Origin of the sequence: Pontiella sulfatireligans, from assembly GCF_900890705.1 — a bacterium.
Lineage (GTDB): Bacteria > Verrucomicrobiota > Kiritimatiellia > Kiritimatiellales > Pontiellaceae > Pontiella > Pontiella sulfatireligans.
The window spans coordinates 3,628,574-3,651,645 of sequence record NZ_CAAHFH010000001.1; the positions used below are offsets into that span (position 1 = coordinate 3,628,574).

The following is a 23,072-nucleotide window of genomic DNA, read 5'->3' on the forward strand; positions in this document are numbered from 1 at the left end:
TCGCTTACTTCTTTTTGAGCGCTTCACGAATCGTGACGATGTCGCCGTTGGCGCCCGGAACCGATCCCTTGATCAGGATAAGGTTCTCTTCAGGACGAACCTGGATCACCTTGAGATTCTGCGTGGTAACACGCTTGCTGCCCATGTGCCCCGGCATCTTCTTGCCCTTGAACACGCGGCCCGGAAATTCGCACATGCCGATCGAACCCGTACGACGAATCCAGCCGCCACCGTGGGAAGCACGGCCACCACCGAAATCGTAGCGCTTTACAACGCCCTGGAAGCCGCGGCCCTTGCCGGTGGCCACGATGTCGACAAAGTTAACCTCTGCAAAGGCGCTAGCGTCGATCACGTCGCCCACAATAGCCTCTTCGCCATCTTCCGTGCGGAATTCCTTGAGAATGCGCTTGGCTTCGACCCCGGCTTTCTTGAGGTGCCCGAGCGAGGCTTTGGTCAAGCGGGACTCTTTCTGGTCTTCAAAACCAAGCTGAACCGCTGAGTAGCCTTCTTTGTCATTGGTCTTGCGCTGAACAACAACGCAGGGGCCCGCTTCGATGACCGTAACCGGAACCGCAGTGCCGGCTTCATCATAGATGGAGGCCATTCCTAGTTTTTTTCCAATCAAACCTTTCATGATCTCCTCCCTCTAGATTTTAATGGTGATGTCCACGCCAGCCGGAAGATTGAGCTTCTTGAGCTCATCGACCGTCTTGATCGTTGGATCAATGATATCGAGCAGACGCTTATGCGTACGGATTTCGAACTGTTCCATCGCTTTTTTGTTCACGTGCGGACTTTTGTTGACCGTAAAGCGCTCGATGCGGGTCGGCAACGGAATGGGGCCGGCAACTCGGGCGCCCGTACGACGTGCCGTTTCGACAATTTCTGAGGCTGAAACATCGAGGACTCGATGGTCGAACGACTTCAACCTGATTCTGATACGTTGATTACTCATATTTTTTCTCACCGATTGAGGATAGACGCTTCCATGCTCGCAGGAACCGGTTCAAACGCTTGCGGTTCCATCGAATAGCTAGCCCTACCCTTTGTTAATGACCGCAACGACGTTGCGTATCCAAAAACTTCAGCAAGCGGAACATCCGCCTGCACAATTTGTAAATCATTGGTCGCCTTGATTTCGCGGACGCGGCCACGACGGCTGTTGAGGTCGCCCATTACATCGCCAAGATGCTCCTCGGGGGTTTCGATTTCGAGCAGCATGATCGGCTCGAGCAAAACCGGCTTGGAATTGCCGACGGCGGCGCGCAACGCCATAACCGCAGCGGAGCGGAAGGCCATTTCCGAAGATTCTGTGGCATGGGCCTGCCCGCCGACCACCTTCACCTTGGTGTCGATGATGGCATAATTGCCCAGCACGCCGGTCAGCAATGCATCAGCAATCCCCTGTTCGATTCCCTTACGGTATTCGTTCGGAATAATGTTGGCGGAAACGTCGAACTCGATGCTGTTTCCCGCTCCCTCGGATGCCGGAGCAACCTGAAGATTGAGGCAGGCAAAATGGCTTTCGCCACCAATATCCCGCTCGAACGTAAAGCTGCCCTCGCCCTTGGCGGAAACGCTTTCGCGATAGGCCACCATCGGCTTGCCGGCGTTGGCCCGCACCTTGTATTCGCGCAACAGGCGGTCTTTCAAAATTTCAAGATGAAGCTCGCCCATGCCCTGAATGATGGTCTGGCCGGTTTCTTCGTGAATCGACGTATGGAACGTCGGATCTTCTTCAGACAGATCCTGCAGTGCGTCAACAAGAGCGTCCTTGTCGGCCGTGCTTCTCGGCTCGATGGCCATGGAAATTACAGGTTCCGGAAATTCAATGTTTTCAAGAACGATAGGTTCGTTTTCCGTGCAAACCGTATCACCGGTGGTGAACAGTTTCTGCCCAACCATGCCTCCGATTTCGCCGGCATACAGCGCATCGACATCTTCGCGATGGTTGGCGTGCAGGCGCAGGAGGCGGCCGATGCGTTCGCGCTTGCGGGTGCGCGGATTAAAAATGTTCTGTCCCTTTTTCAGCTGGCCGGCATAAATGCGGACAAAGGCCAGCTTTCCGACAAACTTATCGGAGGCCATCTTGAAGACAAGGCCGGTCAGCGGCTCGAAGTCGGAGGCTTCGCGCTCGAGCTCCGCTTCGTTCTTCGGAGAAATGCCAATCACGGCTTTAACGTCCAGCGGAGACGGAAGATAATCAACAACGGCGTCGAGCAACGGCTGCACGCCTTTGTTTTTCAGCGATGATCCAACCAGAACCGGAACGATGTGGTTGGCAATGGTGGCGCGCCTCAGAGCGGCAATCAGCGCCTGCTCAGAAACGTCCGCATCTTCCATGTAGGCTTCGAGAAGCTCCTCATCGACTTCAGCAACCTTTTCGATCAATTCCACACGATAGGCCTCAGCCTCGGCGGCGAGCTCGGCTGGGATGCCGATGTATTCTACATTCGATCCCATGTCGCCTTCGGAGAAGTTGATGCCGCGCATCTTAATCAGGTCAACCACGCCGGAGAAGGTTTCCGCAGCGCCGATCGGGAGCTGGATCGCCACAGCAGGAGCACGAAGCTTTTCCTGCATCTCGCCGACCACCTTAAGGAAGTCAGCGCCCATGCGATCCATTTTATTGACGAAGGCCAAACGCGGCACACTGTACTTTGTAGCTTGGCGCCAAACGGTCTCGGACTGCGGCTGAACACCGCCTACGGCACAGAAAACGCCCACGGCACCGTCAAGGACGCGAAGTGAGCGCTCCACTTCCACCGTGAAATCCACGTGGCCGGGGGTGTCGATAATGTTGATTTGACGGTCGTTCCAGAAACAGGTCGTTGCGGCGCTCGTAATCGTGATGCCGCGCTCCTGTTCCTGAATCATCCAGTCCATGGTCGCTGTGCCGTCATGCACCTCGCCAATCTTGTGGACCTTGCCGCTATAGTAAAGAATGCGTTCGGATGTGGTGGTCTTGCCCGCATCGATGTGGGCAATGATGCCGATGTTGCGGATCGCAGACAAAGCACGGCCACGCCCCTCAGCTTCCCTTTGGGAATCCGAAGACTTGGCTCCTTTGTTATTCTGCTTATTCACGACAATCGACATTCTTTTATAGTATCCGAAATTAAAAAAACCCCAACGCTTGGAATTTTTAACGAACTGGAAGCCTCCAAACCCGGAAGCTTCCTCTGTTCACTGCATTTTTTCTACCAGCGGTAGTGGGCGAAGGCTTTATTCGCCTGAGCCATCTTATGCGTGTCGTCACGCTTTTTGATGGCATTGCCCTGTCCGCGGGACGCATCGATCAGCTCGGTTGCAAGGGCCTTGCGCATGGGAACACCCTTGCGGTTGCTTGCAAACTGGATCAGCCAGCGCGTCGCCAAAGCAATCTGGCGCTTTGGTTTCACTTCCAGCGGAACCTGATAGGTGGCGCCACCAACACGGCGGGACTTCACTTCCAGACGCGGCGAAACATTTTCGACTGCAGTGGTGAACACTTCAACCGGATCCTCGTCCTTCAGCTGGCCCTGAATATCTTCGAGGGCTCCATAAACAATCTTAGCGGCAACCGACTTCTTACCACGCTCCATAACGCAGTTGATCATGTACGCCACCAACTGGTTGTTGTAGCGCGGATCAGGAATGAGGTCCCGTTTTTCAGCTCTGTGTCTTCTAGCCATAGTTCAAATTCCCTTATTTGGGTCGTTTCGCACCATACTTGGAACGGCCGCGTTTACGACCGTCAACTCCCAGGCAGTCGAGTGCACCGCGAACGATGTGATAACGCACACCCGGCAAGTCTTTCACTCTGCCGCCGCGAACCAGCACCATGCTATGCTCCTGCAGGTTGTGGCCTTCGCCCGGAATGTACGCATTAATTTCGCGGCCATTGGTCAAACGAACACGTGCAACCTTACGCAAAGCCGAGTTCGGCTTCTTCGGTGTCTGAGTTTTAACAAGCAAACAAACCCCGCGACGTTGCGGGCAGACCGTCAGCGCGGGCGATTTGCTCTTCTTCTTAGCAACCGCACGCGGATTTCTTACTAGTTGATTTATTGTAGGCATAAATATCCCTTCCCTAAAAAAAGACAAGCGCAGGAGAGTAGCTATCCACTCCCTACACCGCAAGCGAAACATTCAACTTATTTCACCTTATTAAATAGGCCTTCCATCCTCAGGACAGACCCTGTCATCCACAAACTGCCTCTCACTTAACTGCATCCGGCCCAGAACTACTCCTGCGCCGTGCATTTCAGATCGAAACCTAATCCGGATCGGAAACCGATTGCCGGTGCATTCGCGATTATCAAACCACCACTAAAAACACGAAAACCAAAGCTCTTGCGTTCTTTTGCGGTTAGCTCCTATTCCGTCAGCGAGAACCGCCAGCCACTTCAGAAACAAGGGAGATGCAAAAGCAACTGTAGATTAGTCAGTCGCACAATTTACATTCTCCCGCAATCCACAATCTGACGCGAAAGGACAGACAAGATATAGAACCCGCAGATAAAATCCAGAGAAAACTTCCAAATATTGAAGCCACTATTCATTTCGAAGGATATATCCCCCTGAAACCGGGTCGGATGAGGCCGATCAAAAGTTGAAAGCAAGAAAGAATATGCAGTGATGCACAGGCTGCTCCACGACCGGAAACGGCACCTCCGCAGCGCAGTGTCTGCTCTCGCCGACCTCGTCCCGCAAGGCATGGATGGGCCTCAAGCTAATGCTTAGATCGAGGAAACTCCCCTGCCCCGAAAACCGGGGACCCAATGCGCATGGTGGCGGGGCACAAAAAAAGGCGGAGCCGCAAGCTCCGCCTTTTTTTGTGGCCCTCAAGCCGCTAGAGCTCTTCAACCTTCTCTCCGAGCGCCAAGGGGTCGCCAAGCACGTCCTCAACCGAGATTTCCTCGCCGAGTTTGACTGGCTTGATGTCCTTGTACATTGGGAATCCGGTACCGGCCGGAATGAGACGGCCCATGATAACGTTTTCCTTGAACCCGCGAAGTTGGTCGACCATGCCAAGCGTTGCCGCTTTAGTTAGAACACGCGTGGTGTCCTGGAACGACGCCGCCGAAATGAACGATTCGGTTTCGAGGGCGGCCTTGGTGATGCCCAGCAGCACCGGAGAGGCTTCCGCAGGACGACGGCCATCGCCGACCGCACGTTGGTTGACTTCCTGGAACGTCTGCTTTTCGACCTGTTCACCCCAGAGGAACTCGGTGTCGCCCGGATCAGTTATCTTGACCTTGCGCAACATCTGGCGAACGATTACTTCGATGTGCTTGTCGTTGATTTCCACACCCTGGAGGCGGTAAACCGCCTGCACTTCGTTCACGAGGTATTCCTGAAGGTCCTGCGGACCGCAGATTTCGAGCAGTTCCTGCGGAACGATCGGGCCTTCGGTCAACTGCTGTCCCTTGCGGACGAAGTCGCCCGGGAATACAATCACGTGCTTGTTCATCGGAATCAAGTGCTCTTCTTCCGCACCGGTAACGGTGTCGCGGACTATGAGCTTTCGCTTGCCCTTGGCAATGCCGCCGAGTTCCACAATGCCTTCGATCTTGGCGATCTCGGCCGCTTCCTTCGGAGTACGGGCTTCAACCAACTCGGCCACACGCGGCAAACCGCCGGTAATGTCCTTCGTACGAACTGTCTTACGCGGCGTACGAGCGAGGGTGAAACCTGCGCCAACCACTTCCTTTTCCTTGATCATGACCTGTGCACCGGCCGGGATAGAATAGAAACCTACCTTGTTCTTGTCCTTTTTGTCGCGAATCACGAGCTGCGGATGAAGGTCTTCCTTATGCTCCATAACCACGAGGCCTTCAACACCGGTGGATTCATCAACGCCCTTCTGGACGGTAACCCCTTCGATGAAGTCGCGGAATTCAACCACGCCGTTGTGCTCGGAAAGAATTGGAACAGAGTACGGATCCCACTCGACGAACGTGTCGCCGGCAGTAACCGTGTCGCCTTCGTCAACCGAAACGAGCGCACCGATAACCAGAGCGTAGCGCTCGAGTTCGCGGCCGTCTTCGTCGAGAAGAAGAGCGCTGCCGTTTTTGTTCAGCACCACGTTGCGGTCTTCGACCTTAACAGCGCGAACACCTTCAAATTTCAGTGTACCGGTTGACTTCGCAATCACCTTCGGCTGTTTGAAGACCGAACTTGCCGTACCACCAATATGGAAGGTACGCATGGTGAGCTGCGTGCCCGGCTCGCCGATCGACTGAGCGGCAATAATGCCGACAGGCTGACCGAGCTGGGCCGGCTTGCCGGTAGCCAGATTTTTGCCGTAGCACTTGGCGCAAACGCCGCGACGCGACTCACAGGTAAGCACACTGCGGATGACCACCATCTCAACGCCGGCGCTTTCCACCCGGCGGGCGGAATACTTATCGATCAACTCGCCGGCGGCAACAATCACTTCCAGCGTGTGCGGGTTGCAGATGTCTTCCGCCGCCGTACGGCCGATGATGCGTGTTGCCAAGGAGACGAGTTCATCGTCACCCTCGCTGATGGCGATGACGTCAATGCCGTTAAGCGTGTGGCAGTCTTCTTCGGTAATAATGATGTCGTGCGAAACGTCCACCAGCTTACGGGTAAGGTAACCGGAGTCGGCAGTCTTAAGCGCGGTATCGGCCAAACCTTTACGCGCTCCGTGCGTCGAAATAAAGTACTCGAGAACGGACAGACCTTCACGGAAGTTCGACAGAATCGGGCGTTCGATAATTTCGCCGGACGGCTTGGCCATCAGGCCGCGCATGCCGGCCAGCTGACGAATCTGCTGACGCGAACCACGGGCACCGGAGTCAACCATGACATAAACCGGGTTCAGCTCGTCTTTCGACTGAACGTTCATCGGGTCATCGTTGTTTTCGAGCACTTCGAAGAGCTTGTTGGTCAAACGATCGTTAGTGTCCGTCCAGATGTCGATGATCATGTTGTAGCGTTCGCCCTCGGTGATGAGACCCTTTTGGTGCTTGGCGTCAACTCCTTCAATATTCTTACGGGCGACGGCGATCATTTCGCCCTTGTCCTGCGGAATGATCATGTCGGACAAGCCGATGGACATGCCGGAGAGGGTTGCATGCTCGTAGCCGAGATTCTTCAGATCATCGAGAACCCGAACGGTCTCGTTGTGCCCAGAAACCTCGTAGCACTGTTCAATCATGCTGGCAACCACCTTCTTGGTGGCGGTCTTGTTCACGAATCCAAGCGCTGCCGGCCAGACCTCGTTATAGAGTACGCGACCCACCGTAGTGATGATGACAGAACGGTCCTTGTCGCCGTTGCGGGTTTCGCGCTGATAGTCTGGATTGCGGTAGCGGATGCGGTTATGCAGCTGCACCACGCCTTCGTCGTACGCCGTATGAACTTCGTGCAAGTCTCCCATGATGCGGAGATGCTCATTGGCGGGTTTCTTAACGCCCTTCTTGCGTTCCATCAAATATTTCTGGGCCTCAGACGTGAGGAAGTAGCAACCCAACGCGATGTCCTGCGTCGGGGTGGTTACCGGCTTGCCGCTCGACGGCGAGAAGATGTTGTTGGTCGCGAGCATCAAGCTCTTCGACTCCACCTGCGCTTCCACGGAAAGCGGAATGTGCACAGCCATTTGGTCGCCGTCAAAGTCGGCGTTGTAGCCAGTACAAACAAGCGGGTGCAGCTGAATGGCTTCGCCCTCAATGAGGATCGGCTCAAACGACTGGATGGAAAGACGGTGAAGCGTCGGCGCGCGGTTAAGCATGACGGTATGGCCGCGGGTCACCTCGTCGAGGATATCCCACACTTCTTCGACTTCGCGTTCGATCATCTTCTTCGCGCTGCGCACGGTGTGCACCACGCCACGCTCTTTGAGCTTGCGAATAATGAACGGCTCAAACAGGACGAGCGCCATCTTCTTGGGAAGACCGCACTGGTTCAGCTTGAGGGTCGGGCCAACCACAATTACGGAACGGCCGGAATAATCGACGCGCTTGCCGAGCAGGTTCTGGCGGAAACGGCCCTGCTTGCCTTTGAGCATATCGCTCAACGACTTCAGCGGACGGTTGCCCGGCCCTGTAACGGCTCGGCCGTGGCGGCCGTTGTCGTACAAGGCGTCAACGGACTGCTGCAGCATGCGCTTTTCGTTGCGGATGATCACTTCCGGCGTTTTCAGAGCCAGAAGCGTACGCAAACGGTTGTTACGGTTAATGACGCGACGGTAAAGATCATTCAAGTCGGAAGTGGCAAAACGTCCGCCTTCCAACGGAACCAACGGACGCAGATCCGGCGGAATGACCGGCAGCACTTCCATCACCATCCACTCGGGACGGGAATTGCTCTTGATAAAGCCTTCCATCACCTTCATTTGGTTGACCAGTTTTTTGCGGGTCTGCTTGGAGCGCGTGTTCATCATGGCCTCTTCCAAAGCCATGAGCGTTTCCGTTGGATCGATTTTCGTCAACAGTTCACGAACACCTTCGGCACCGATTTTAGCGCTGAAGTTGGTGTCGCCGTAGTTGTCGCACGCTTCACGGAACTCCTCTTCGGAAAGCAGCTGCTTTTCCTTCAGGGGCGTGTCGCCGGGATCAACCACGATGTAGTTGTCGTAGTAAAGAACGCGCTCAAGGTTCCGCATGGTCATATCGAGAATCAACCCCATGCGGCTCGGCGTGGCCTTGAAAAACCAGATGTGCGAAACCGGAACAGCTAGCTCAATGTGAGCCATCCGTTCGCGACGAACACGCGACAGCGTTACTTCAACGCCGCAACGGTCGCAAATCACGCCTTTGTGCTTGATGCGCTTGTATTTTCCGCATGAGCATTCCCAGTCCTTGGTCGGACCGAAGATGCGCTCGCAGAACAAGCCACCCTTCTCGGGTTTGAATGTTCTATAGTTGATGGTTTCAGGATTCTTAACTTCGCCGTGGCTCCACGAACGGATGGACTCCGGCGAAGCGAGCGTAATGCTCGCGTAATCGCTAAGGTCCTGGCGCTTAAGTCCGAAAATATCTGCTACACTGCTTGAATTTTTGTCCACTAATGTTCCTCCTGCAGTCTAAAAATGCTAGCCGTAATGCGAGGCAACTAGGTTGAAAGAATGGGTTCGCCATCTTCGTTCTTCACTTGAAAGTTCAGACCCAGCCCCTGCAGTTCCTTAATCAGTACGTTGAACGATTCCGGACGTCCGGAGTCGAGCACGTTTTCGCCCTTGACGATCGCTTCATACATGCGGGTACGACCCGCAATATCGTCGGACTTGACTGTCAGGATTTCCTGGAGAGCATGAGCCGCGCCATAGGCTTCGAGTGCCCATACTTCCATTTCCCCGAAACGCTGGCCGCCATACTGGGCCTTGCCGCCCAAAGGCTGCTGCGTAACGAGCGAGTACGGACCAACCGCCCGAGCATGGATCTTTTCGCTGACCAAGTGGTGCAGCTTAAGCATGTAAATCACGCCAACCACGACGCGTTGCTCGAACATTTCGCCGGTCCGGCCGTCGTAGAGCTCGGTCTTACCATCGTTGGCAAGGCCGGCTTCCACCAGCATGTCGCGGATCTGCTGTTCGGAGATGCCGTCGAAAATCGGAGTGGCGGCGTGCATGCCCAAGTGCTTGCAGGCCCAGCCCAAGTGCGTTTCAAGCACCTGTCCCACGTTCATGCGGGAAGGTACGCCGAGCGGGTTAAGAACAATGTCAACCGGAGTGCCGTCCGGAAGGAACGGCATATCCTCTTCGGCCACGATACGGGAGATAACCCCCTTGTTGCCGTGACGACCGGCCATCTTGTCACCCACTGAAAGCTTTTTCTTCGTAGCAATGTACACCTTCACCGATTTAACAATGCCGGCATCCATCTCTTCGCCGCTGCCGGCGCGATCGAGCGAGCGATCCTTATCGGCTTTGGCTTCGGTGAACTTGTTGCGGTATTCGTCGATGATACCCATGATCTTGATGCGGATCGGACTCGGATCGATTTCAACATGCTCATAGCTCGCTGCCAGCTTGCGCAGCAGCGTCTTAGTGATTTTGCGGTTCGCGGGGATGATCACGTCGCCGTTCTCGGCATTCATGACATCCAGCGGAATCTTTTCACCGAGCAGGATATTGGAAAGCGCTTCGGTCAGGTCTTCAGTCAACTGGGAGACCACGTCGCCGTGGCGTTCTTTGATTTCGCCCTGAAGCTTCTTGACGTCGGTCGGCTTGTCGCTCTTTAACAGCGTGTTTTTGGACGAAACCTTCACGTCCATTACAATGCCATAGGTGCCGGACGGTGCCTTCAAAGAGGTATCGCGGACGTCAGCGGCCTTCTCGCCGAAAATGGCGCGGAGCAGACGTTCTTCCGGAGCCAGTTCGGTTTCGCTCTTGGGCGTAATCTTGCCGACAAGGATATCGCTAGGCTTGACTTCTGCGCCAATCTGAATGATGCCGTCGTGCGAAAGATTCTTCAGCGCTTCTTCACCTACGTTAGGGATGTCGCGCGTAATTTCTTCCGGACCCAGCTTGGTATCGCGGGCGCCGCACTCGAACTCCTCGATGTGAATCGAAGTGTAGACGTCGTCGCGCACCAGCTTCTGATTGATCAGAATGGCATCCTCGAAGTTATAACCGCTCCACGGCATGAACGCGACCACAACGTTACGGCCGAGCGCCAATTCGCCCTCGTCCGTTCCAGAACCGTCGGCCAGCACATCGCCCTCGGCGATTTTCTGCCCAACGCGAACAAGCGGACGCTGGTTCAGACAGGTGCCTGCATTCGAGCGCATAAACTTGCGGAGTCTGTATTCCTGATACTCGCTGTCCGGCGTTTTCTTGGTCGGCGCTTTGCCGTCTTTGGAAATGATAATGTGGTCGGCAGAGGAGTAGGCCACTTTGCCTGCAGCTTCGGCAATAATCAGCACGCGGGAGTCGCGCGCCAATCGGCCTTCAATGCCCGTTCCAACGAAAGGGCGTTCCGCCTTCATCAGCGGAACCGCTTGGCGCTGCATGTTCGAGCCCATCAATGCACGGTTGGCATCGTCATGCTCGAGGAACGGAATCAAACCGGCAGCAATGGATACCACCTGCTTCGGCGATACGTCCATGTACTGGACTTTTTCCGGAGCAACTTCAATGAAGTCGCCACGGACACGAACCATGACGCGGTCGTTGACGAAACAGCTCTTTTCGTCAAGCACAGCATTGGCCTGCGCGATAACGTAGCGTTCTTCTTCGTCGGCCGTCAGCCAATCGAGGTGCTTGCTGACCTTGCCCTTGGCGCACTTCAAATAGGGCGTAACAATAAAACCGTATTCGTTGACCTTGGCAAAAGTGGAAAGCGATGAAATCAAACCAATGTTCGGACCTTCCGGCGTTTCAATCGGGCAGATGCGGCCATAGTGCGAACTATGAACGTCGCGGACTTCGAAACCAGCGCGGTCGCGGTTGAGGCCGCCCGGGCCCAACGCGGACAAACGACGCTTATGCGTCAGTTCGGACAGCGGGTTGGTCTGATCCATGAACTGCGACAACTGGCTGCGGCCAAAGAAATCCTTGATCACGGCAGATAGGGCCTTCGGATTGATCAGCTTCTGCGAAGAGAGGCGGTCAACCGTCGTGTCGAAAATGGTCATGCGCTCTTTAACCAAGCGCTGAATGCGGGCCAATCCCACACGGCACTGGCCTTCGAGCAATTCGCCAACCGTACGGATGCGGCGGCTTCCGAGGTGGTCGATATCGTCGAGCGTACCCTTACCCATGCGAACCATCAGAAGATAGCGAAGCGCTTCAACCACGTCTTCGACTTCCAGCGTCAGGGAGGTGCTCTCGATGCCGAGCTTCTGCTGAATCTTATAGCGTCCAACACGGCTCAGGCTAAAGCGGGCTTCATCAAAGAAGAGGCGCTTGATCATCTGGCGGGCAGATGCAGTGGTGGGCGGATCGCCCGGACGAAGCTTCTGGTAGAGATCCTTCAATGCTTCATCCACCGTGCGGGTGGTATCGGCCTGGACACTCTTAAGGAAGAGTCCCTGGTCCCAAGAAACGTTAACCACGGCCACCTTCTTGTAGCCGGCGAGCTTCATGCGTTGAATCATGTCAACCGTCAGGTTGTCATAACGGCGTCCAATCACAGACTCGGAATCCGAATCAACGATGTCGTCGCTGAGCACGAGGTTTTCCAGATCCGCTTCTTCGAACTTGCTCTTGCTGAGCGAGAACGATGCAAATTTATAATATAGGCCGAGAATTTCTTCGTCGGTGGTATAGCCGAGCGCGCGCAGGAACGTCGATGCCAGGAATTTCCGGCGGCGGCGCTTGCGGTCGAGATAGATGTAGATCAGATCGCTCGTGTCAAACTGGGCTTCAATCCACGAACCGTGGTCCGGAATGATGCGGAAAGAGTGCAGCGTGGAGCCGTTGGCGTGCTTCGTCTGTTCGAAGCAGATGCCCGGCGAGCGGTGCAGCTGGCTGACAATAACGCGTTCAGCCCCATTAACCACAAAGCTTCCGCTTTTGGTCATCAGCGGAATCTCACCCATGAACAAGGTGTCTTCTCGCAGGTCTTCGCCCTCGCGAAGCTTGAACGTTACATACAGCGGCGCCGAAAAGGTTTCGCCTTCACGGAGCGACTCGAGATGCTCGAGTTTTGGCTTTTTGATTTCATAGCTTACAAAATCAAGCGCGATCTGCCCGTCGTAACTTTCGATCGGGAACGCTTCGCCCAGTACGGCCTGCAAGCCGATTTTCTTCCGTTTGGAAGGGGAAACGCCAGTTTGCAGGAAGTCCCTGTAGGAGTTAAGTTGGATTTCAATCAAGTCAGGCGCATCAAGCGCATCGGTGAGCTTGCCAAAGTTTTTTCTGTCAGCCATCCCGCACCTTTAGGTTTATATTGGAGAACGCTTGTTCCCCTTTGGGTCTCAAAGGGGAACAATCTACGTACCATCCGAAGATGGTACAATCTGTATCGAATCAAGTAAACCGAGACTTACTTGACGTCTACTGAAGCTCCAACACCTTCAAGCTTTTCTTTCATGGCGTCAGCGTCTTCTTTAGAAAGGCCGGCCTTGACGCTGGTGGGTGCACCATCAACAAGTTCCTTCGCTTCCTTGAGACCGAGGCCCGTAATTGAGCGGAGCTCTTTGATAACCTGGATCTTGGATCCGCCAGCGGCCGTCAGAACAACTTCGAATTCGGTCTGCGCGGCGGCAGCTCCACCTTCGTCGTCGCCAGCCGGAGCGGCAACAGCGGCAGCGGCCGGAGCGGCTGCGCTTACGCCCAGACGATCTTCCAGCCCTTTAACGAGCTTGGAAAGTTCCAGAACCGAGATGGTTTCAACCCAATCAACGAACTCTGCCATCTTGCCTTCGAGTACTACTTCATCTTTTACTTCTTCGGACATTTTGTGCCTCCTTGAACTGCTATCTAATTCAAATTATTATGCTTCTAGTTCTTTTTTACTTCTTACCGCATCCAGCACGTAAACCAAACTCGAAACCTTTTGGTTCATGACGCCAACCAGCTGCGTGCACGGCGCCTGCAAGGTGCCGAGCAATATGGCTCGCATAACATCCTTGGCAGGAAGCTTCGCAAGCTCGACCACGTCTTCAGCACTAACGGCCTTGCCTTCGACAAAGCCGCCTTTGACTACGGGCTTCTGGTTTTTAGCGGTAAATTTCTTGATGATCTTGGCTACTTCAACCACGTCGCCTTCGCCGTAGATCATTGCGGTCTGACCCTTAAGCAGGTCGGACGCATCTTCGGGAAGCGCGCGGTTGAGCATGCGGTTCTTCACCACATTGAACGAGGCGCCTTTTTCACGCAACGTGTTCTTGAGTTCGGTGGTCATGGGCATGTCCATGCCGTTGTAATCGGCAACGATCATGTACAGAGCACCGGACAAGCGCTGGTCGATTTCAGTGGCGATCGACTGCTTTTCAGGTCTAAGTTGTTTGTTATCAGGTTTCATAGTCGTATCCAACCCTTTCTAAGCTGAAATTTCCTTCAGGGCAACCCGGAGACCCGGACCCATGGTACTGGAAATGGAGCAGCGTTTGATGTATGTTCCCTTTGCACTGGCCGGCCTGGCGCCATTGATGGCGTCAACCACCGCTTTGGCGTTTTCAAGCAGGGCGGTCTTTTCGAAAGAGCGCTTGCCGAACGGAACAGCAATGTTGCCGTTGCGATCCATGCGGAATTCGACGCGGCCAGCCTTGAGCTGGCTCACCGCCGCAGCGGTATCGTCGGTAACCGTTCCCGTTTTCGGGTTAGGCATCAAGCCACGCGGTCCGAGGACACGTGCAACCTTGCGGACTTCCTTCATGGCGTCCGGCGTGGCGACAGCGGCGTCGAAATCTGTCCAGCCGCCCTGCACCTTCTTGATCAAGTCGTCAAAGCCGACCTCCGTTGCACCCGCTTCACGAGCCGCTTCAGCAGCATCGCCCGTAGCGAAAACAATAATGCGGACATCTTTGCCGGTACCGTGGGGCAGCGCAACCGTTGAACGGATCGCCTGATCGGATTTACTCGGATCAACACCCATGCGGAAAGCGAGTTCCATTGTTTCGTCGAATTTCGCAGTCGGGTGTTCTTGAAGGAAAACGATTGCGCCATCGACGCTGTAATCGGATTCCCGATCTACCTTTTCTGCAACGTTAATATATTTTTTACCGTGAATAGCCATGTTACTCCACCTCGATTCCCATGCTGCGGGCTGTGCCCTCAATAATGCGCACTGCAGCGTCAATGTCATGAGCGTTAAGGTCGTCTTTCTTGACTTCGACAATCTCCTCTAACTGCGCGCGGGTGACCTTGCCGACTTTATCGCGGTTCGGTACGCCGGAGCCTTTGGCCAGACCAGCCGCCTTCTTCAGCAGCACCGCCGCGGGGGGGCTCTTCGTAATGAATGAAAAGCTGCGATCGCTGTATACCGTGATTACAACCGGTATAACCAATCCTGCCTGACTTTGCGTTGCGGCGTTGTACGCCTTGCAGAATTCCATGATGTTCACACCATGCTGACCCAAAGCTGGGCCCACCGGCGGTGCAGGGTTTGCTTGCCCTGCCGGAATCTGCAGCTTGATGTATCCTGTGATTTCCTTAGCCATAACTATCCTTAATCAAAAAATTTATTCGGCCGACCGTTCCACTTGCCAGTATTCCAACTCCACTGGCGCAGTACGCCCGAAGATGGACACCGAGATCTTCAGCTTGCCTCGTTCGGGATCGACCTCTTCGATCACACCGCTAAAGTTCATGAACGGCCCGTCGGTCACCTTCACGGTTTCCCCTGGTTCGAACATAACCTTCGGAGCAACAGTCTCTTTCTTCTCTTCCAACTGATTGACTATGCTGCTCACTTCTTTGTCGCTCAACGGAGCGGGCTTGTCGCCTCCCAGAAAACCGATCACACTAGGTGTATTCTGAATGAAATACCAAGCACGCTCATTCAAGGCGCCATCGTCAAACAGATTAATGTGAATCAATATATATCCCGGAAAAAACTTGCGGTTGACCGTTGTTTTTTTGCCTTGCTTAACTTCCGACACCTTTTCGGCAGGAATCAAAACCTCGCCGATGACGTCTTCCATTTCCTCTTGCTGCACACGACTGGCAATGTTCTTCTGAACCTTGAGTTCGTGACCGGAAAGTGCATGTAGGATGAACCATTGTTTCGGCATTAATTTTTATCCCTAATAAATGAACTAACGGATGATGAAACGCAGGAGATTCATATTCACAAGGTCGCAGAGTCCTACAAAAGCGCCGAGGATGATTACCGAAATAATCACGACCAAAGACTGCTCAAACAACTCTTTGCGCGTCGGCCAAGAGCATTTTACCAGCTCAACCTTCACTTCTTCGATGAACGTTTTTAGGTTTCCTACGCTTTCGGTTAGTTTATTCATTTATACTTTCCAGTTTACAAATACATGGCAGGTCGGAAGGGACTCGAACCCCTAACAGCCGGTTTTGGAAACCGGTGCTCTACCAATTGAACTACCGACCTGTCGAAATTCGAACAACTACTTGGTTTCGCGATGCAAAGTATGCCGCTTGTCCCGCGGGCAGTACTTCTTGATTTCACGACGGCTCGTTTCCAGCTTTTTATTTCTGGTGCCGGTGTAGTTGCGCTCCTTGCACTCGGTGCAGGCCAGAGTAATAATATCTCTCGACATGGTTTTGTCCTATTAGAGATTAAACGGTTCGGGGCAGGAAAAATTCCTGCCCGTCACCGATAAGCCACCTGCGTTATGCGGTAATTTCAATAACGCGGCCAGCACCAACTGTGCGGCCACCTTCGCGAATGGCGAAGCGCATGTGCTGCTCCATCGCGATCGGGGTGATGAGTTCGACTTCCATGGTGACGTTGTCGCCAGGCATAACCATTTCCACGCCTTCCGGCAGGGTAATGTCGCCGGTCACGTCAGTTGTACGGAAGTAGAACTGCGGACGGTAACCTTTGAAGAACGGCGTGTGGCGGCCACCCTCGTCTTTGGACAGAACGTAAACTTCACCCTTGAACGTGGTGTGCGGCTTGATGGAACCGGGCTTAGCCAGAACCTGGCCACGCTGTACATCTTCTTTCTTAGTACCGCGGAGCAGAACGCCAACGTTGTCGCCAGCTTGACCCTCGTCGAGAATCTTGCGGAACATTTCAACACCGGTGCAGGTGGTCTTAGCCGTGTCTTTCAGGCCGATGATTTCAACTTCGTCGCCGGTGTGGACAACACCACGCTCGACACGACCGGTAACAACCGTACCGCGACCTTCGATGGAGAACACGTCCTCGATCGGAAGAAGGAAAGGCAGGTCAGTAATGCGCTCGGGCTCTGGAATCCAAGAGTCAAGGGCCTCCATCAGATCCTGGATGCACTGGGCATCGGGGCCAGACGGGTCGTTGATCGCTTTAAGGGAGGAACCACGAATGATCGGAGAATCTTCTTCGAACTCATACTTAGCGAGGAGTTCCTGAATTTCCATCTCAACGAGTTCGATCAACTCTTCGTCATCGACGAGGTCGCACTTATTGAGGAATACAACGATTTTCGGTACACCAACCTGGCGGGCCAAGAGGATGTGCTCACGAGTCTGCGGCATCGGACCGGAAGGAGCTTCAACCACCAGAATTGCGCCGTCCATCTGGGCAGCACCGGTGATCATGTTCTTCACGTAGTCGGCATGGCCGGGGCAGTCAACGTGGGCGTAGTGACGCTTGTCAGATTCATACTCAACGTGCGAAGTCGCAATCGTCAGAATCTTAGTGGAGTCACGACGTCCTTGGGACTCGGATGCTTTGGCAACGCTGTCATAAGCGATGTATTCAGCCAAACCCTTGGCTGCCTGCACGCAAGTGATCGCTGCTGTTAACGTAGTTTTACCATGGTCAACGTGACCAATCGTGCCCACATTCACGTGGGGCTTTGTCCGTTCGAACTTATCCTTAGCCATTTTGTTTACCTCCTGAATCTTCTATCAGTTAATCTTATTACAAAGCGAATAAATGGAGCCCATGAGCAGATTCGAACTGCTGACCTCATCCTTACCAAGGATGCGCTCTACCAACTGAGCTACATGGGCCTGTTTATCCAAAAAAACAGACAAACAAGCCCGTTGCACACCGGTAAATAAATGCACTCACAGAGCTTGTTCCTACAAAAAACACCTCAAATGCCGAACCCATTGATTTGGCAAATAAGACGGCGCACTTTATAGAAAAGCGCTGAACTGTCAACCCCCAAGCCGAAAAAAGTTCAGCAAATTCGCGGAAGCGGGTCAGATGCGAGAATCCCTAATGTTCGCAGGGTTCCCATTTGGGTATGGAGCACGGTTTTTCCGGGGAAGTCATCCACAATCAAACCGATAACGGCGGCCTTTTTGCCGTAGGCCGATTTTTTTAAACCTTTTAAGGCGTTTTCAGCCTGATGCCTAGGAACAACGAAAATCACCTTGCCCTCGTTGGCGCTGTAGAGCGGGTCAAGCCCCAGCAGTTCCGACACCCCGGCCACCGCATCCGAAAGCGGAATATCGTTTTCCTCCAGCAGCACGCCCCACGGCCGGCCCTCGCTCAACTCGTTAAGAATCGTGGCTACGCCGCCCCGCGTTGCATCGCGCATCCATTTTACACCGGCTTCATCCAAACATTGTGAAATCATTCCATTCAAGGGAGCGCAATCGCTCTTCAAATCCGACTTCAGCGGAAAACCTTTTCGAAGCGTCAGCAGCGCCATTCCATGGTCGCCCACTGTTCCGCTCACTATAATTTGATCGCCCGGCTCGATGGTTTCCGGCGTCAGCGGATGCTCGAGAACACCGATTCCCGCTGTATTAATAAAAATACCATCGCCCTTCCCTTTCTCCACCACCTTGGTGTCGCCACAAACAATCTTCACCCCCGCCTCGCGTGCCTTTGCCGCAATCGACTTCACGATGCGCTCGAGAGCATCGATTTCCAGTCCGGCCTCCAGAATGACGCCCAGCGAAAGCCAAAGCGGGCGCGCGCCCATCACCGCCAAATCATTCACCGTCCCGCAAACCGCCAACGTTCCGATATCGCCGCCCGGAAACTCCAGCGGACTCACCACATACGAATCCGTTGTAAAAACCAGCTCACCTTTTTCGCAGGGCAAAACCGCCCCGTCATCCATCGACTGCGGGCCAAAGTCGCCCAGATGCCGGCAGAAAACGTCCCGCACCAGGTCGCGCGTCATCCGCCCCCCCGAACCATGCCCTAAAATGATTTTTTCATTCATCTGTTAATCCCTAAAGAGATATGCGGCGTTGCAGGCGCCTTCATTGCTGACCATGCAGGAGCCGACGGGCGCATCGGGCGTGCAGATTGCCCCAAACAGGGGACAATCTTCAGGAGCTTTGATGCCGCATAGAATTTCGCCGCAGATGCACCCCTTCGGCTCGCGGCTGTTTGTAACAATGTCAAAGCGCCGGTCGGCGTCGAATTCCGCAAAGCTTTCGCGGATGCCGTAGCCCGCCTTTGGAATAACTCCAAGACCCCGCAGCTCGTCGTCCTTTTCCTCGAACACCTCTTCCATCACCTGCTGCGCCTTCACATTCCCTTCTTTAGAAGAAGCTCGGGAATAGGCGTTCAAATTGCGGGTTCCGCCTCCAGCCAGCTCGCCGGCCAAAAGATGGACCGCACCGAGCAGGTCGAGCGGCTCAAAGCCCCCCACCACCATGGGCACCCGGTATGTTTCGCACAGCGCATCGTAAGCCTTCGTTCCAATGATCGACGTCACGTGGCCAGGCGTAATAAAGCCATCAATTTCGGCCTTGCCCGACGACAGCAGCGCGTCGAGCACCGGAGGCACGCGCTTGGCGGACAGCAGCACCGAAAAGTTTTCCACCCCGGACCGTTGCGCTTCGCGAATCACCAGCCCTACGCCCGGCAGCGTGGTCTCGAAGCCGATGCCTAGAAACACCACGTGCCGCTCCGGATTGGCCTTGGCGGCCTGCAACGACTGAAAAGGCGAATAGACTGGTTGCACATCCGCGCCCTCGGCCTGTGCCTTTTCCAGCGACATCATGGTGCCCGGAACCCGCACCAGATCGCCGAACGTGTAAATGCTTGCGCCTTTTTCCAGTGCGAGGAAAACCGCCTTGTCGATGTATTCAATCGGCGTGACGCAAACCGGACAGCCGGGGCCGGAAACCAGCCGCAGATTCGGCGGGAGCATTTCGCGAAGCCTGTATTTATAGATCGTGTGCGTCTGCCCGCCACAGACCTCCATGATGCTGAACGGCCGGTCCCCCACCGTCTCCGCAATCGCCGCCGATAGCTTCCGTGCCAGCACCGGATTCTTAAAATCTTTCAACAGGTTCATTTTTCACCACTCACGAAATACACGAAAACCATTCATTCCTCTTTCGTGTATTTCGTGGTTCAACTTCCGAGGGTTGAGTTTAGTTCGTTCCAGATCGAGAGCGTTTCCTGCGCATCGGCTTCGTCGAGCGTTTCGATGGCAATGCCGGTGTGGACAAGGACATAGTCGCCCAGCTGCACCGCTCCAAGCAGCGCCGTCGAAAACTCGACCTGCACGCCCATTTGCTCGCCGATCGCCATTTGGCCTTCGAGCACCTCAACCACCTTGATTGGAACAGCAAGACACATGGAACGCATGCTAGCGGGATTGCCCTCTCTGCGCAACAGAACATCCGGATTGACTTGCCCACCGCGCTGCGACAAGTTTTGACCATGAACATTAACTCCATCGCCACCATCCGCTCCTGCTACAGCGAAAAGTTCGGCATCCCGCGCCAGCCCGGCCTCGTCAAGAGCGCCACGGCCACGCTGGAGCTGGCACCGCCCTACAACACGCCGGACGCCTTCCGGGGACTGGACGGATTTTCCCACCTTTGGATCATCTTCGTTTTCCATCAATCAGCGCGCGACGAATGGAAGGCCACCGTGCGCCCGCCCCGGCTGGGCGGCAACAAGCGGATCGGCGTATTCGCCTCACGCTCCAATTTCCGCCCCAATCCTATCGGACTGTCGGTGGTGGAGCTGCTGGAGATCGACGGCATTCGGCTGAAACTCGGTGGAGGTGATTTCCTTGACGGCACACCTGTGCTGGACATCAAGCCCTACATCCCCTACGCGGACAGCCTGCCGAACGCACTGGGCGCTTTTGCAGCCGCCGCGCCGGAGCCCGTCAACCGGGTGGAGTTTTCGCCCAAAGCAGAACGCGCTCTCCAAACCCTTGAAAACAGAGACCGCCCCGCCCTGCGGCAACTGGTTTGCGACATGCTGGCCTTCAATCCGCGCCCGGCCTATCAAACAGAAAAACCCGGGCGCGTATTCGGCACCCGGGTCTTCGATCTTGAAGTCCGCTGGAAAGAGGCGAACTCGCTGGTGACCGTCCTATCCCTTGATCCAAGCCTTAACCTGATCGGATAGCGGCAAAATTGCCTTAAGCTCGCACTCGCCGGTGGGCACCTGCAGCATTTCGCCTTCTTTGTGCCCCATTAGCGCTTTTGCCAGAGCAGTCTCGCTGGAGATGATGGACAGCACTTCGTCCTGGTCCCATGCGCCGAGAACGTAGAAGGTCTCCATGGCGCCGCCCGGATAGACCAGCTCTACGCCGGTGCCCATGCCCACCACATCGGTTTCAGCATCGGCAAAGTCGCTCGGCTTGATCTTTTCGAGATCTTCCGCCAACTGCGCGCCCTGAGCCATCAGCAGGCCCTGACGCTCCTTGGCATATTTAAATTCGGCGTTTTCGCGGAGGTCGCCGTAGCTGCGGGCCACTTCGATTTCCTTCGAGTTTTCCGGAATATCAACGGTCATAATGCGCTCAAGCTGCTTTTGCCGTTCGACATAGCTGCGACTGGAAGTGAGCGGAATCTGCCTTTTTACCGTATTCGCGTTCTTCGATGGCAAAATAATGTCCTGCAGCTCTGGGAACTTGCGGAGCACCTTGGCGATGACCGATTTGCGATCGAGTGCATCCCACCCCTGCCCTTCATTGGTGCGGCGGAGAAAGTCGCGGCGCTGCTGCTCGGTCATGGCGTCCATCACATCGTGCAGCCACCCTTCCTGCTGGAAACGCTCGCGCAACTGGTTCTGCGCACGGAGCATCGCTCCCATGCTGTTGACTTCGAGTACTTCCTGGATCCGGAAAGCTAGGTCGCCTTTGGTGATCAGCCCCCATTTCTCGACATATTCCGCCGAGCGCTGCACCCACAGAAGCATCGGTGCGCTGGCCGTGCGCTTGGCCACCGCAACGGTCATGATCTGGCGGACCTCCTCCTCGGCACCACAGGAGATCAAGGCCGCCATCACTTCGTTCAGTACGGGGTGGCTGACGACTGGAATCACTTCGCTTAGCGTTGCGATCACGGCGTCTCTGTCGTTTTCAATCATGATGGCCAGCAGCGTCTGCAGCTGACGCGAAGGCAGACGGTCGAGCATAACAACCAGATCGCCGTCAATCAGATCGTGAATCAGCTTAGCCGTATCAACGTCCGCCGGCTCGATCTCAAAAATACTGGCGAAGATGAAGCCCTGCGCCTTCCATTCCGGTCGGCCCGACGGCGCACCTTTAATGATGAAGGCGAGGCGCTCGGCCAATGCGGCTTTGGCCGCATCAGTCGTGATATCAATCTTCTTTTCAATAATCTCGTTAAAGCGGTCGAAGAGTTCTTCAATGTCGCGGATCTCGGTAATCAGGCCGAACCACTCGTCGTCGTAAGCCATCGCCTTTTTATGCAGCACAATGTTGTCGGACCGCTTCTTGGGGATTTCCACCGAAGCATCCATTTTGAGTTCGCGACGCGCGGTTTCCCAGAATTTTTTCCATTTGGCCTCGGGAAACACCGAAGGGGTCAGCGTGGACTGCAAGCGGGTGACCGGCATGTTGCCGTAGGAGCGAAGCGTGATGCGGGCAACTTCCGCCGGCTCTTCCTTGATCATGCGCTCCAGCTCGGCTGCATTGTTGTACTTGATGGCCAGCAGATGCCCTTCGTCGAGCACTTCAAGCGCCTCGGCGGCATAGGAGAACGACATCTCGTGTTCGCCCTTGTTCTCAAAATCGACTTCGAGCTGCTGATAGAAATAGTCGAGGTCTTTAATAATGCCGAATCCCCAGGTCGCGTTGAAGCAAAGCATGCCGACTTTGAGCGAGCGCAGATGCCGCAGGCGCTTGAAGCATTCCCCAACCGGAAGCTTTCCGCCGAACCCGGCCGGCTCAATCATTTTAAGCGCATTGCGGTCGCTGGAAAGAAGCTTGTTGACCGCGCCCTTCGCATCGTCCACCGACCGGTTTACCGCCAGCCACTCCAGCACCAGCAGCGCTCCATCAACCAGACCGGCCTCGGCCAGCTTCTGAAACAGGCTTTGCGCCCAAGGTTTTGCCTCGGAACCGCGGTCTTCTTGAAGCATTGCATCAAACACGCCGACCACTTCAGCCACGTCGATTTCAGCAGACTCCAACTGTCCGGTGAACCATTCCTCGTTAATTGCACTCAAATCCATTGCACACATCTCCTTAAATAAGCGCGTGAACATAGCGGTTTTTTCAAAGGCTGGAAAACGTTTTCCGCGGATTTCCCAAGAGTGGCCGACCGGTGCCGGCCCCGCAAATATATTCAATTTTTTGCGGATTTTCAG

Annotated in this window: 20 protein-coding genes and 2 tRNA genes; 1 reads left to right on the plus strand and 21 read right to left on the minus strand. The window is 54.9% G+C overall.

Annotated elements, in window-relative coordinates:
• Positions 1-4: 4 nt before the first annotated feature.
• The 20 genes from rplC to SCARR_RS12880 all read right to left on the minus strand — a co-directional run bounded on the left by rplC (position 5) and on the right by SCARR_RS12880 (position 20,084).
• A complete protein-coding gene (gene rplC / locus SCARR_RS12785; protein WP_187356368.1) occupies positions 5-634 on the minus strand; it encodes a 50S ribosomal protein L3 in 630 nt (209 codons plus the stop codon).
• A 12-nt stretch (positions 635-646) separates the two neighbouring features.
• Positions 647-955 (minus strand): 30S ribosomal protein S10, encoded by a 309-nt coding sequence (rpsJ, locus tag SCARR_RS12790; protein WP_136061956.1) that lies wholly within the window; start codon positions 953-955, stop codon positions 647-649.
• An 8-nt stretch (positions 956-963) separates the two neighbouring features.
• The gene (gene fusA / locus SCARR_RS12795) at positions 964-3,099 is read right to left on the minus strand and encodes an elongation factor G (RefSeq protein WP_136061957.1); all 2,136 of its coding nucleotides are present in this window, start codon (positions 3,097-3,099) and stop codon (positions 964-966) included.
• 101 nt (positions 3,100-3,200) lie between these two features.
• A complete protein-coding gene (gene rpsG, locus SCARR_RS12800; protein WP_136061958.1) occupies positions 3,201-3,674 on the minus strand; it encodes a 30S ribosomal protein S7 in 474 nt (157 codons plus the stop codon).
• A gap of 13 nt (positions 3,675-3,687) precedes the next feature.
• Entirely contained in the window at positions 3,688-4,059 is a 372-nt protein-coding gene (gene rpsL / locus SCARR_RS12805) for a 30S ribosomal protein S12 (protein WP_136061959.1), read from the minus strand.
• A 775-nt stretch (positions 4,060-4,834) separates the two neighbouring features.
• A complete protein-coding gene (gene rpoC / locus SCARR_RS12810) occupies positions 4,835-9,016 on the minus strand; it encodes a DNA-directed RNA polymerase subunit beta' (RefSeq protein WP_136061960.1) in 4,182 nt (1,393 codons plus the stop codon).
• Between the two features lie 47 nt (positions 9,017-9,063).
• The gene (gene rpoB, locus SCARR_RS12815; protein ID WP_136061961.1) at positions 9,064-12,822 is read right to left on the minus strand and encodes a DNA-directed RNA polymerase subunit beta; all 3,759 of its coding nucleotides are present in this window, start codon (positions 12,820-12,822) and stop codon (positions 9,064-9,066) included.
• A gap of 116 nt (positions 12,823-12,938) precedes the next feature.
• A complete protein-coding gene (rplL, locus tag SCARR_RS12820) occupies positions 12,939-13,310 on the minus strand; it encodes a 50S ribosomal protein L7/L12 (RefSeq protein ID WP_136062177.1) in 372 nt (123 codons plus the stop codon).
• Between the two features lie 78 nt (positions 13,311-13,388).
• Positions 13,389-13,919 (minus strand): 50S ribosomal protein L10, encoded by a 531-nt coding sequence (gene rplJ / locus SCARR_RS12825; protein ID WP_136061962.1) that lies wholly within the window; start codon positions 13,917-13,919, stop codon positions 13,389-13,391.
• 18 nt (positions 13,920-13,937) lie between these two features.
• Positions 13,938-14,633 carry a 50S ribosomal protein L1 gene (gene rplA, locus SCARR_RS12830; RefSeq protein ID WP_136061963.1) on the minus strand — a complete coding sequence of 232 codons (696 nt, stop codon included), beginning with the start codon at positions 14,631-14,633 and terminating at the stop codon, positions 13,938-13,940.
• Position 14,634: 1 nt separating this feature from the next.
• Complete coding sequence (rplK, locus tag SCARR_RS12835; RefSeq protein ID WP_136061964.1) at positions 14,635-15,057, minus strand: 50S ribosomal protein L11; 423 nt, start codon at positions 15,055-15,057, stop codon at positions 14,635-14,637.
• Between the two features lie 21 nt (positions 15,058-15,078).
• The gene (nusG, locus tag SCARR_RS12840; RefSeq protein ID WP_136061965.1) at positions 15,079-15,630 is read right to left on the minus strand and encodes a transcription termination/antitermination protein NusG; all 552 of its coding nucleotides are present in this window, start codon (positions 15,628-15,630) and stop codon (positions 15,079-15,081) included.
• A 24-nt stretch (positions 15,631-15,654) separates the two neighbouring features.
• On the minus strand, positions 15,655-15,858 hold the full coding sequence (gene secE, locus SCARR_RS12845; RefSeq protein WP_136061966.1) for a preprotein translocase subunit SecE: 204 nt from the start codon (positions 15,856-15,858) through the stop codon (positions 15,655-15,657).
• 25 nt (positions 15,859-15,883) lie between these two features.
• A tRNA-Trp gene (locus SCARR_RS12850) sits at positions 15,884-15,959 on the minus strand.
• A gap of 16 nt (positions 15,960-15,975) precedes the next feature.
• A complete protein-coding gene (rpmG, locus tag SCARR_RS12855; protein ID WP_136061967.1) occupies positions 15,976-16,128 on the minus strand; it encodes a 50S ribosomal protein L33 in 153 nt (50 codons plus the stop codon).
• Between the two features lie 73 nt (positions 16,129-16,201).
• Positions 16,202-17,401 (minus strand): elongation factor Tu, encoded by a 1,200-nt coding sequence (tuf, locus tag SCARR_RS12860; protein WP_136061968.1) that lies wholly within the window; start codon positions 17,399-17,401, stop codon positions 16,202-16,204.
• A 53-nt stretch (positions 17,402-17,454) separates the two neighbouring features.
• A tRNA-Thr gene (locus SCARR_RS12865) sits at positions 17,455-17,530 on the minus strand.
• A 173-nt stretch (positions 17,531-17,703) separates the two neighbouring features.
• The gene (gene hypE / locus SCARR_RS12870; RefSeq protein WP_136061969.1) at positions 17,704-18,702 is read right to left on the minus strand and encodes a hydrogenase expression/formation protein HypE; all 999 of its coding nucleotides are present in this window, start codon (positions 18,700-18,702) and stop codon (positions 17,704-17,706) included.
• Positions 18,703-18,705: 3 nt separating this feature from the next.
• Entirely contained in the window at positions 18,706-19,788 is a 1,083-nt protein-coding gene (hypD, locus tag SCARR_RS12875; protein ID WP_136061970.1) for a hydrogenase formation protein HypD, read from the minus strand.
• Between the two features lie 59 nt (positions 19,789-19,847).
• The gene (locus SCARR_RS12880; RefSeq protein WP_222846287.1) at positions 19,848-20,084 is read right to left on the minus strand and encodes a HypC/HybG/HupF family hydrogenase formation chaperone; all 237 of its coding nucleotides are present in this window, start codon (positions 20,082-20,084) and stop codon (positions 19,848-19,850) included.
• A gap of 69 nt (positions 20,085-20,153) precedes the next feature.
• On the opposite strand from SCARR_RS12880, the gene tsaA reads away from it, so the two are divergent.
• Entirely contained in the window at positions 20,154-20,861 is a 708-nt protein-coding gene (gene tsaA / locus SCARR_RS12885; RefSeq protein WP_136061972.1) for a tRNA (N6-threonylcarbamoyladenosine(37)-N6)-methyltransferase TrmO, read from the plus strand.
• Here tsaA and SCARR_RS12890 read toward each other — a convergent pair.
• Positions 20,826-22,937 (minus strand): GreA/GreB family elongation factor, encoded by a 2,112-nt coding sequence (locus SCARR_RS12890; RefSeq protein WP_168433277.1) that lies wholly within the window; start codon positions 22,935-22,937, stop codon positions 20,826-20,828. The genes tsaA and SCARR_RS12890 overlap by 36 nt on opposite strands.
• Positions 22,938-23,072 lie beyond the last annotated feature (135 nt).

What these genes read in the sequence shown, in the direction of transcription:
- rplC (WP_187356368.1), bottom strand. Translation starts at nt 634, where the DNA reads ATGAAAGGTTTGATTGGAAAAAAACTAGGAATGGCCTCCATCTATGAT.
- rpsJ (WP_136061956.1), bottom strand. Translation starts at nt 955, where the DNA reads ATGAGTAATCAACGTATCAGAATCAGGTTGAAGTCGTTCGACCATCGA.
- fusA (WP_136061957.1), bottom strand. Translation starts at nt 3,099, where the DNA reads ATGTCGATTGTCGTGAATAAGCAGAATAACAAAGGAGCCAAGTCTTCG.
- rpsG (WP_136061958.1), bottom strand. Translation starts at nt 3,674, where the DNA reads ATGGCTAGAAGACACAGAGCTGAAAAACGGGACCTCATTCCTGATCCG.
- rpsL (WP_136061959.1), bottom strand. Translation starts at nt 4,059, where the DNA reads ATGCCTACAATAAATCAACTAGTAAGAAATCCGCGTGCGGTTGCTAAG.
- rpoB (WP_136061961.1), bottom strand. Translation starts at nt 12,822, where the DNA reads ATGGCTGACAGAAAAAACTTTGGCAAGCTCACCGATGCGCTTGATGCG.
- rplL (WP_136062177.1), bottom strand. Translation starts at nt 13,310, where the DNA reads ATGGCAGAGTTCGTTGATTGGGTTGAAACCATCTCGGTTCTGGAACTT.
- rplJ (WP_136061962.1), bottom strand. Translation starts at nt 13,919, where the DNA reads ATGAAACCTGATAACAAACAACTTAGACCTGAAAAGCAGTCGATCGCC.
- rplA (WP_136061963.1), bottom strand. Translation starts at nt 14,633, where the DNA reads ATGGCTATTCACGGTAAAAAATATATTAACGTTGCAGAAAAGGTAGAT.
- rplK (WP_136061964.1), bottom strand. Translation starts at nt 15,057, where the DNA reads ATGGCTAAGGAAATCACAGGATACATCAAGCTGCAGATTCCGGCAGGG.
- nusG (WP_136061965.1), bottom strand. Translation starts at nt 15,630, where the DNA reads ATGCCGAAACAATGGTTCATCCTACATGCACTTTCCGGTCACGAACTC.
- secE (WP_136061966.1), bottom strand. Translation starts at nt 15,858, where the DNA reads ATGAATAAACTAACCGAAAGCGTAGGAAACCTAAAAACGTTCATCGAA.
- rpmG (WP_136061967.1), bottom strand. Translation starts at nt 16,128, where the DNA reads ATGTCGAGAGATATTATTACTCTGGCCTGCACCGAGTGCAAGGAGCGC.
- tuf (WP_136061968.1), bottom strand. Translation starts at nt 17,401, where the DNA reads ATGGCTAAGGATAAGTTCGAACGGACAAAGCCCCACGTGAATGTGGGC.
- hypE (WP_136061969.1), bottom strand. Translation starts at nt 18,702, where the DNA reads ATGAATGAAAAAATCATTTTAGGGCATGGTTCGGGGGGGCGGATGACG.
- hypD (WP_136061970.1), bottom strand. Translation starts at nt 19,788, where the DNA reads ATGAACCTGTTGAAAGATTTTAAGAATCCGGTGCTGGCACGGAAGCTA.
- SCARR_RS12880 (WP_222846287.1), bottom strand. Translation starts at nt 20,084, where the DNA reads ATGCGTTCCATGTGTCTTGCTGTTCCAATCAAGGTGGTTGAGGTGCTC.
- SCARR_RS12890 (WP_168433277.1), bottom strand. Translation starts at nt 22,937, where the DNA reads ATGGATTTGAGTGCAATTAACGAGGAATGGTTCACCGGACAGTTGGAG.